A 2,157-nucleotide genomic window follows, 5' to 3' on the forward strand; every position below is an offset into this window, starting at 1 on the left:
GGGTCAACGAGGGGCTGGCGGGCAGGTCTCGACAGCGGCGACGCTCGGCGCGGTGTATCAGGATCAGGCCTTGACGCGAAGCCAGGTGTCGCCGGCGCGAAGCCACAGAATTCCGTCGCGCCCTTGACCGCAGCGCAGGGTCGGCGACGGACGGGATCGCGACGAGTTCGGTGAGGTCGGCCTGCGCGCGGGGCATCAACTCGGCTATGCGGGAAGCCAGTTCGGCCATCGTGATCAGCCCCTCACCGTGTCGTCGGTCTTCAGGTCGTCGAGCTTGTCCTGGATCTTGTGCAGCTTGTCCGGGCAGTAGATCTCCAGGATCTTGGCCTCGGCCCGCAGCGCCTTCGAGTCGCCGATGACCGGGCGCTGGCCGACGAACGCGGCCCCGTTGGACACGTTGATCTTCCACAGGGCCGACTTCAGGGCGCTGCCGGGGTCCTTGCAGACGATGCCGCCGTCGGTGCCGAGCGCACGGGCGATCGTCTTGGTGTCGGGCCGGGGATAGCCGGCCGCCACCGCGGCGTCGGCGAGCTGATTCGCCTTGTCCGTCGCCTTGTTGGAGGTCTTCACGCTGTCGTACTGGATGACACCGACGACGGCGAGCACGACCAGCAGGACGATCGCGCCGACGTAGATCCACCGGTGCTCGGAGGCGAACTTGGTGGGGCTCATGCGACATCACCCGCCGTCGTCCCGTCCGCCGCGGGCGCGGTCGTACGCCAGCCGGGTTTGCGGAACTTGAGGAACGCCCACGGGATCAGCAGGCCGAGGATCACCAGGCCGCCGCCGATGATCCCGACGTACGCCCAGACGCTGCCGCCGCCGAACTGCGAGGGCGGGACAAAACCGATCGTGAGGGCGGCGATCGACGCCAACAGGCCTACCGTGCACAGGAGATGGAGGGCGGGGACGCGGTAGCCGCGCGGATGGTCGGGCTGCGTCTTCCGGAGCCTCATCGCGGCGACGAACATCAGCAGGTAGACGATCAGATACACCTGCGTGGTGATGGTCGAGAAGATCCAGTACACGTTGGAGACGTTGGGGAGCAGCGCGTACCCGAGGGCGATGACCGTCGTGACGACACCCTGGGTGACGAGGATGTTCTGCTGCACCCCGAACCGGTTCAACTTCTGTAGGAACGGCGGGAGATAGCCCTCGCTGCGGGAGATCTCCAGCAGGCCCTTGGACGGTCCGGCCAGCCAGGTGAGCATGCCGCCGAGCGACGCGGAGACCAGCATCACGGCGGCGATCGGGGTCATCCAGCCGATGTGGAAGTACGAGAAGAACGCGTTGAACGCCTGCATCACACCCGCGGTGAGGCTCGTCTGGTCCGACGGCACCACCCAACTGATCGCCAGCGCGGGCAGGATGAAGATCAGCAGCACCAACCCCATCGCCAGGAACATCGACTTGGGGTACTCCTTCGCCGGGTCCTTCAGCGACGACACGTGGACGGCGTTCATCTCCATGCCGGAGTAGGAGAGGAAGTTGTTGACGATGAGGACCAGGCTGGCGAGGCCCGTCCACTCGGGCAGCAGATGGCTCGACGTCATCGGGGCGGCCGACGGATTCCCCTGGGCGAGGAAGACCATGCCGAGCACGACAAGGATGGTGCCCGGTACGAGGGTTCCGATGATCAGCCCCCAACTGGACAGCCCGGCAAGGGCCTTGGTCCCACGGGACGACACCCACACCCCCGTCCAGTACAGGACCATGATGACGATCGCGGTGTAGAGGCCGTTGGAGGCGAGGGCCGGGTCGATGACGTACGAGATGGTGCTCGCGACGAAGGCGAGCAGGCTCGGGTAGTAGAAGATCGTCATCGCGAACTGGCACCACACGGCGAGGAATCCGAGCGGTTTCGTCAGTCCTTCGCTGACCCAGCGGTAGACACCGCCGCTCCACCCGGAGGCGAGTTCCGCCGAGACCAGCGCGGTCGGCAGCAGGAACACGATCGCCGGGACGAGGTAGAGGAACACGCAGGCCAGGCCGTACACGGCCATCGTCGGGGCGGCCCGCAGGCTGGCCACCGTGCACGCGGCGACCGGGCGTGGGCCGTTCGACTCGGACAGCCCGTACGTGGTGGCGTACCAAGTCGTGCACGACGAGCCGGACTTGGCCGAGGTGCCGGACAATCTGGCGCCGCTCGTGCTGCGT

Annotated in this window: 2 protein-coding genes and 1 pseudogene; all 3 read right to left on the reverse strand. The window is 66.9% G+C overall.

Features of this window, described 5'->3' with window-relative positions; all coding sequences use genetic code 11:
* Positions 1 to 229 (reverse strand): annotated as a pseudogene (locus ACNFOC_RS53575) (hypothetical protein); the annotation flags it as partial.
* A 5-nt stretch (positions 230 to 234) separates the two neighbouring features.
* On the reverse strand, positions 235 to 672 hold the full coding sequence (locus ACNFOC_RS53580; RefSeq protein ID WP_416966196.1) for a hypothetical protein: 438 nt from the start codon (positions 670 to 672) through the stop codon (positions 235 to 237).
* Positions 669 to 2,072: a glutamate/gamma-aminobutyrate antiporter GadC gene (gene gadC, locus ACNFOC_RS53585; RefSeq protein ID WP_416966197.1), complete on the reverse strand. Its 1,404-nt coding sequence runs from the start codon at positions 2,070 to 2,072 to the stop codon at positions 669 to 671. Before gadC ends, ACNFOC_RS53580 begins: the two co-directional genes overlap by 4 nt.
* Positions 2,073 to 2,157: the final 85 nt, after the last annotated feature.

It is taken from the genome of Streptomyces colwelliae (assembly GCF_048158785.1).
Lineage (GTDB): Bacteria > Actinomycetota > Actinomycetes > Streptomycetales > Streptomycetaceae > Streptomyces.